The organism is Plasticicumulans sp. (assembly GCF_035331805.1).
Classification (GTDB): Bacteria; Pseudomonadota; Gammaproteobacteria; order Competibacterales; family Competibacteraceae; genus Plasticicumulans.
Map to the genome: position 1 here is coordinate 1 of NZ_DAOLKE010000185.1, position 7,125 is coordinate 7,125.

A 7,125-nucleotide genomic window follows, 5' to 3' on the forward strand; every position below is an offset into this window, starting at 1 on the left:
GACCACGGCTTCGTCGGTCGGGGCGCTGCGGGCCAGGCCGGTCAGGCCGGCGGCGATCGCCACGAACGCGAGCAGCAGCGAGCGCAGCCGCGGCCGGCCGTCGGCGGGCTGGCGGGCAGCAGGAACGGAGACGGACGGGTCGGTTCGCATCGCGGCAGTCCTCACGCAGGGGGAGCGTTCGATCATTCGGGCAGGCCGGCGCGCAGCTGCGCGACGATCCACACGGCTTCGGCTTCGGTAAGCAGCCCGCGCCACGGCGGCATCGCCGTGTTCGGCCGGCCGTCGAGCACGGTCGCGACCAGCAGCGCATCGGTTTTGCCGGCCAGCGCCGAGGGCAGCAGCGGCGTGCCGAGCCCGCCCTTCAGCGTCATGCCGTGGCAGGAGCCGCAGTCCTGGCGCACGAGGTGGCGAAGCTCGCGCTGGCGCGCCGGCGACGGTTCGGCCGTTGCCGGCAGCGACGCCAGCGCGCAGCCGAGCGCGAGCGCGGGAAGCAGCAAGGTGCGGATTCGCATGGACGGCGGCTCCATGACAGTGCAGATGCCGCGCATTGCACCGCGCCGGAGCAGCCAGCGCCCTTGATACCCATCAAGCGGCAGGGAACTGGCGGGCGGGCAGAGGAGGTAGCAGGGAGTAGGGCAGGAGGTAATGCCGATCACATCAGAACGCTTTGCTTTTCAGCCCCTCGCCCCGCGTGGGCGCGGGGTTGGCGAACGGGGGAGAAAAACCATGCGTTTACCTGTGATCGCTGTAAGCGGTGAAGCGGGTACGGGTGTCTGCCGGTCGCCGGCCGCGTTCACCCGGTCTCCGGCACGAACACCGCCTGCGTCTCCTTGACCGTCTCCATCACCACGAAGCTGCGCGAATCGCGCACGCCCGGCAGCGTGCGCAGGAACAGGCCGAGCAGTTCGCGGTATTCGGCCATGTCGCCGATGCGCGCCTTCAGCAGATAGTCGAAGTTGCCGGAAACCAGGTGGCATTCCTGGATCTGCGGCAGGCCGGCGACGGCGGCGCGGAAGCGTTCGAAGATGTCGGGCGTCGTGTAGTCGAGGCTGATCTCGACGAACACCAGCAGGCTGGCACCGACCGCGGAGGGTTCCACCAGCGCCGCGTAGCCGCGGATGACGCCGTCCTTCTCCAGGCGGCGCACGCGCTCCAGACACGGCGACGGCGACAGCCCGACCGCCGCGGCCAGCTCGACCCAGGTCTGGCGGCCGGCGGCCTGCAACTGCTGCAGGATGCGCCGGTCGAGACGGTCGAGCCTGCGCGGTCCGCTCATTGCAGGCATTCCGGACACGGCCGCGGCGCAGGCTTTGCGGTCGCGGGGCGGGCAGTCTCGAATCTTCGGGGCATTCTGCTGTGCATGAGGTTCTGATCCGGAAAATCCACTGCAGTACGGCCGGTAACATAGTGCATGTTGCCGGTGCCGACCTTGTATGCCGTCGAAGCCGCCGGTTCCCCTGTCCAGTTTCAGCCGGCTGCGGGCCGGTCACGGGAGTGTGTTTGCCATGAAGATCGTCGTTCTGGGTGCCGGTGTCGTCGGCACGACCACCGCCTGGTACCTCGCGCAGGCCGGCCATCAGGTCATCGTGCTGGAGCGCCAGCCCGGACCGGCGCTGGAGACGAGCTACGCCAACGCCGGCCAGATCTCGCCCGGCTACTCGGCGCCGTGGGCCGGTCCCGGCGTGCCGGTCAAGGCGATCAAGTGGATGTTCATGGAGCATGCGCCGCTGGTGATCCGCCCGCGCATCAATCCGGCGATGTGGCGCTGGATGTGGCAGATGCTGATGAACTGCAACGCGAAGGATTACGAGCTCAACAAGTCGCGGATGATGCGGCTCGCCGAGTACAGCCGCGACCAGTTCATCAGGCTGCGCGCCGAAACCGGCCTGCACTACGACGACCGCCAGCAGGGCACGCTGCAGGTGTTCCGCACGCAGGCGCAGATCGACGGGGCGGCCAAGGACATCGCGGTGCTGAAGAGCCTCGGCGTGCCGCACGAGGTGCTCGACCGGGCCGGCTGCGTGGCCGCCGAGCCGGCGCTCGCGCTGGTCAGCGACAAGATCCAGGGCGGCCTGCGCCTGCCCGGCGACGAGACCGGCGACTGCTTCCAGTTCACCAACCGCCTCGCCGAGATGGCCGCGGCGCGCGGCGTCGAATTCCGCTACCGCACGGCGATCTTCGGGCTGGAGCGTAGCGGCGACGAGATCACCGCCGTGCTGACCAACCGCGGTCGCGAGACCGCCGATGCCGTGGTCTGCGCGCTCGGCAGCTATTCGACCAAGCTGATGCAGGAACTCGGCTACCACATCCCGGTGTTCCCGGTGAAGGGCTACTCGATCACCGTACCCGTTGTCGATCCGGAGTTCGCGCCGGTATCGACGGTCATGGACGAGACCCACAAGGTCGCGATCACGCGCCTCGGCGACCGCATCCGCGTCGCCGGCACCGCCGAGCTGACCGGCTACGACCTGCAGCTGACCAACGAGCGCGGCAACACCGTGCGCCACGTCGTCACCGACCTGTTCCCGCGCGGCGGCGACGTGAGCCGCGCCGAACTCTGGACCGGCCTGCGCCCGAACACGCCGGACGGCACGCCGATCATCGGCCGCACGCCGCTGAAGCGCCTGTGGCTGAACACCGGCCACGGCACGCTCGGCTGGACGATGTGCTGCGGCTCGGCGCGCGTGCTCACCGACCAGATCGGCGGACGCACGCCGGACATCGACACCGAAGGGCTGTCGATGGCGCGCTACGGCTGAGGGCGCTCACCGCCTGCCGGGGCCTGCGCATGCAGTCCCCCGTCCCGTTCACGAAGGCGCACGATAAGCGTCGATGACATTCCAGCGTCGCCGCCGCCTGCGGGAGGCGACGCACCGTACCTGCCCGGAGTCCCTGCCCGATGCGTCCCGCCCACGCCGTCATCGATCTCGCCGCGCTGCGGCACAACCTCGCCTGTGCCCGCGCCGCGGCACCGGGTGCGCGCGCCATCGCCATCGTCAAGGCCGACGGCTACGGCCACGGCGCCGCGCGCCTGCTGCCGGCACTCGCCGATGCCGACATGCTCGGCGTCGCCTGCATCGAGGAGGCGCTGGCGCTGCGCGCCGCCGGTGCCACGCAGCCGGTGCTGCTGCTCGAAGGCGTGTTCTCGGCCGACGAGCTGCCGGTGTGCGCCGAGCAGGATTTCGAGATCGCCATCCATGACCCGCTGCACGTCGAATGGCTGGAGCGCGCCCGGCTGGCCACGCCGCTGCGCGTGTGGCTGAAGCTCGACAGCGGCATGCACCGCCTCGGCGTGCGTCCGCAGCAGGTTGCGCCGCTGCTTGCGCGCCTGCGCGTCTGCGCGAACGTCGCGCCGCCGATCGGCGTCATGAGCCACCTCGCCTGCGCCGACGAGCCGGCGCGCGCCGAGACCGCCGCGCAGCTCGAAACCTTCGCCGCCGCCACGGCCGGCCTGCCGGTGCGCCGGGCGCTGTCGAACTCGGCCGGCGTGCTGGCCTGGCCGGCGGCGCATCACGACTGGATCCGGCCGGGGATCATGCTCTACGGCGCGACGCCGATGCTCGGGCGCACCGGTCCCGAGGACGGCCTGAAGCCGGTCATGACGCTCAGCAGCGCGCTGATCTCGGTCAAGCGCCTGCAGGCCGGGGAGCCGGTCGGCTATTCCGGCGCCTGGCGCTGCCCGCGCGATACGACGATCGGCGTGGTCGCGATGGGCTACGCTGACGGTTATCCGCGCCACGCGCCGAGCGGCACGCCGGTGCTGGTCAACGGCCGGCGCACGCAGGTGGTCGGGCGCGTGTCGATGGACATGCTGTGCGTCGATCTCGGCGAGCAGCCCGGGGCGCGCATCGGCGATCCGGTGACGCTCTGGGGCGAGGGACTGCCGGCCGAACTCGTCGCCGAGGCCGCCGGCACGATTGCCTACGAACTTTTCTGCAACCTCGCGGCGCGCGTGCATGTCCGCGTGATCGACGGCTGACGCGAACCCCGCCGGCAGCCTGCGGTCGGAACAGTCATGCCGGCATCCTTGCCAATGCCGGCAGGGGCCTTGAATGCGGCCCGCCGCAGGCGACGGGCGCTTCATGAAGCTCCGGATCGGTGCGCGGCGGGTCTGTCCTTTCCGCCAATGCCGGTCGCACCTGCGACCGCCGAGCCGAGACGCTGACCGCCATGCACATTCGCATCGGATACGAACTCACTTGGGACCTTCCGCAGCCGACGCCGATGATCCTGACGCTGCATGTGCATCCGTCCCGTCGCGCCGATCTGATCGAGCCGGACCGGATGCAGACGCAGCCGGCCGTGCTGACCGAGACCTACCAGGACGGCTTCGATAACCTCTGTACGCGGCTGGTGGCACCGGCCGGGCGCTTCACGGTGCGCAGCGACGCGCTGATCCGGGACCCCGGCACCTTCGATCGCTGCGTGCCCGAGGCCCAGCAGCATCCGGTCGAGACCCTGCCCGAGGAGACGCTGGTATTCCTGCTCGGCAGCCGCTACTGCGAGACCGAACGGCTGATGCCGATCGCCTGGCAGCTGTTCGGCCACATCCAGCCGGGCTGGGCACGCGTGCAGGCGATCTGCGACTACGTGCACCGGCACATCAGCTTCGGCTATCACCATGCGCGCGCGACGCGCACGGCCTGGGAGGCGCACGAGGAGCGCATCGGCGTCTGCCGTGACTTCACGCACCTCGCCGTCGCGTTCTGCCGCTGCCTGAACATCCCGGCGCGCTACTGCACCGGCTATCTCGGCGACATCGGCGTGCCGCCGGGCGGGCCGATGGACTTCTCGGCCTGGTTCGAGGCCTACATCGGCCAGCACTGGCACACCTTCGATCCGCGCAACAACCAGCCGCGCATCGGCCGCGTGCTGATCGCACGCGGACGCGATGCCTCGGATGTCGCGATCAGCAGCACCTTCGGGCCGAACGTGCTGAGCGGCTTCCGGGTCGTGACCGAGGAACTCAAGCCGCAGCCGCAGTACGCAGCGGCGTCGTGAGCGGCAAGGGCCGGGGGCGTCTGCGCATGGCGGTTGCCGTCGCCACCAGACCCGCGCAGAGCAGCATCGCCGGGTGCGGCTCGGCGATGACGCTCGCCGGCAGCGTCAGCGCGAAGCTGGCGAAGCTGGTGGCGGAGTAGCCGGTATCGTTGTCGAAGCTCGAATAGGCCCGCAGCGCTGCATCGAGCCGGTATTCACCGGCGGCGAGCGGCAGGTGGATCACGAACGTGAACTGCGGGCCGGTGGCCGGGCTGTAGAGGCTGGTCTGGTCCCAGACCACCGAAGCGCCGGCCCCGAGCAGCCGGAAGTCGAAACCGCCGTTCGGATCGCTGTCCAGCGACAGTTCCAGCGTGGCCGCTTCGTCGAGCACGAAGCGCACCCCCATCAGCACTTCGGCCAGCCCGCTGACGCTCGGGATGCCGGGCGAGCCCGGTGAGCCGGCGGCATACATCGCCACGTCGCCGGTGAAGCGGATGCCGTCGGCGGCCAGCGTCGAGGCGTGGTTCGCGAAGCCGTCGGCGCTGGCGTTGGCGCCGTAGTCGGATACGAACAGGCCGGTGACGTTGCTGCCGGCCGTGAACGGACTGAAATCGCCGGGGGCCGCGGCCGAGAGATCATGACCGACGGCGCTCTGCAGTTCGCCGTGACCGAAGTCGAGTACGCGCACCTGCGCATCGACTGCGGCCGAGCGCTGCTGATCGAGATACGTGATCTGCGCCGCATGGCCGTTGCCGGCGACGAGCAGGAAAGCCGAAAGGAGGCCGGCTGCAGAAGGCGAAAGCGGAAGCGGCATGGTGGCGGCACTGCGCAGGACCCGGGAGCGGGTCGCAGCAGCGTAGTGCCTGCCGGCGGTTCAGACGGCGCTTGTGCCGAAGCGCTGCTGCCAGAGCTCTTCGGCCGGATCGCGCTCGCGGACCAGTTCCGGGTCCATGTGCGCGGCCAGCGCCTCCTGGCCGATGAACAGGCAGGCGAGTTCGGCCAGTTCATCGTCGCGCCGGTACAGCGCCAGCGCCCGGGCGCGGGAGACATCGTGTTCGGACGGCACATGGCCGGCGCCGGTGCCGAGCACCGGCCGCGGCAGTCGCGCAGAACTGCCGGTGGCGGCGAGCAGGAATTCATTGCGCCGCGCGGCGGCGGCGGCATGGCGGGCATCGAGCTGGCGGATGATTTCGGCCCGCAGCAGTTCGTGCATCGATTCGGCCAGCTGACGGTCAGCCGGCGGCAGCCGGGACAGCACGGCGGACGGCAGGAACAATTCCCCTAGCCACGTGCTGGTCCACGAGTGGGTGCGATGGAGGTATTCGCGCAGTCGCATCGTGACCGTTCCCTGTCGGATGTGGAGGAAGTGAATCCGCGTGCCTGTTGCAGGCACCGTTTCAACATAACACGGCTGAATGAGCGTGCCGGCATAGATTAATGTTTGGTAAACGCGAGCAGGGTTGCGGCGAGCAGCGCGCAGCCGCCGGCCCAGGCGCAGGCGAGCGGCGCGCCATGCGCCGCCCACAGCGTGCCGGTCAGCCATGAGGCCGGCAGCAGGCACAGCCCGCTGATCAGGTGATACCAGCCGAACGCCCGGCCGAGGTCCGCCGCCGGTGCGAGATCGGTGACCAGGGCCTTCGCCGTGCCTTCGGTCGCGGCCAGATGCAGACCCATCAGCGCCGCGAGCGGCCACAGCCCCGCCGGCGGCAGCCCCGGCCAGCCGAGCAGCGCGTAGACCAGCGCGAACAGCGTCCAGCCGCCGGCGATCAGCCGGCGCCGGCCGATGCGATCCGACAGTCCCGACAGCGGCGCCGAGCCCAGCATCGCGACCGCCGACACCAGCGCCCACAGCAGCGGCAGCGCGGCATCGGCAAGCCCGAGTTCGTGCGCGCGCCAGAGCAGGAACAGGTTCGAGGCGTTGCCGAGCGAGAACAGCGCGTAAATCGCCAGATAGCGGCGCAGCGCCGGTGGCAGCGGCGCGCCGGCAGCCGGGGCGGGCGCCGTGCTGGCGGGAGCGGCGATGACCGGCGTTTCCGGCACGCGCCAGATCAGCCAGAGCGTCAGCGCACCAGGCAGCGCCGTCCACAGGAACAGCTCGCGCAGCGGCACGCCGAGCCCGAGCAGCGCCGCGGCGAGCAGCGGCCC

At 70.5% G+C, this 7,125-nt stretch carries 8 protein-coding genes; 3 read left to right on the forward strand and 5 right to left on the reverse strand.

What is annotated here, in order from left to right:
• Positions 1-182: 182 nt before the first annotated feature.
• Positions 183-512 (reverse strand): cytochrome c, encoded by a 330-nt coding sequence (locus PKE44_RS12730; RefSeq protein WP_324551763.1) that lies wholly within the window; start codon positions 510-512, stop codon positions 183-185.
• 281 nt (positions 513-793) lie between these two features.
• Positions 794-1,276: an Lrp/AsnC ligand binding domain-containing protein gene (locus PKE44_RS12735; protein WP_324551764.1), complete on the reverse strand. Its 483-nt coding sequence runs from the start codon at positions 1,274-1,276 to the stop codon at positions 794-796.
• Positions 1,277-1,505: 229 nt separating this feature from the next.
• Here PKE44_RS12735 and PKE44_RS12740 point away from each other — a divergent pair, with 229 nt between their 5' ends.
• The 3 genes from PKE44_RS12740 to PKE44_RS12750 all read left to right on the forward strand — a co-directional run bounded on the left by PKE44_RS12740 (position 1,506) and on the right by PKE44_RS12750 (position 5,001).
• Positions 1,506-2,759 (forward strand): D-amino acid dehydrogenase, encoded by a 1,254-nt coding sequence (locus tag PKE44_RS12740; RefSeq protein WP_324551765.1) that lies wholly within the window; start codon positions 1,506-1,508, stop codon positions 2,757-2,759.
• 140 nt (positions 2,760-2,899) lie between these two features.
• The gene (alr, locus tag PKE44_RS12745) at positions 2,900-3,979 is read left to right on the forward strand and encodes an alanine racemase (RefSeq protein ID WP_324551766.1); all 1,080 of its coding nucleotides are present in this window, start codon (positions 2,900-2,902) and stop codon (positions 3,977-3,979) included.
• Between the two features lie 191 nt (positions 3,980-4,170).
• Positions 4,171-5,001, forward strand: a complete 831-nt coding sequence (locus PKE44_RS12750; RefSeq protein WP_324551767.1) for a transglutaminase family protein — start codon at positions 4,171-4,173, stop codon at positions 4,999-5,001.
• On the opposite strand, the gene PKE44_RS12755 is transcribed toward PKE44_RS12750, so the two are convergent.
• The 3 genes from PKE44_RS12755 to PKE44_RS12765 all read right to left on the reverse strand — a co-directional run.
• On the reverse strand, positions 4,967-5,794 hold the full coding sequence (locus PKE44_RS12755) for a hypothetical protein (RefSeq protein WP_324551768.1): 828 nt from the start codon (positions 5,792-5,794) through the stop codon (positions 4,967-4,969). The two genes, PKE44_RS12750 and PKE44_RS12755, sit on opposite strands and share 35 nt — an antisense overlap.
• Positions 5,795-5,854: 60 nt before the next feature.
• A complete protein-coding gene (locus PKE44_RS12760; RefSeq protein WP_324551769.1) occupies positions 5,855-6,316 on the reverse strand; it encodes a hypothetical protein in 462 nt (153 codons plus the stop codon).
• 98 nt (positions 6,317-6,414) lie between these two features.
• Positions 6,415-7,125 (reverse strand): MFS transporter (locus PKE44_RS12765; RefSeq protein ID WP_324551771.1); only part of this gene is annotated, 711 nt, incomplete at its 5' end.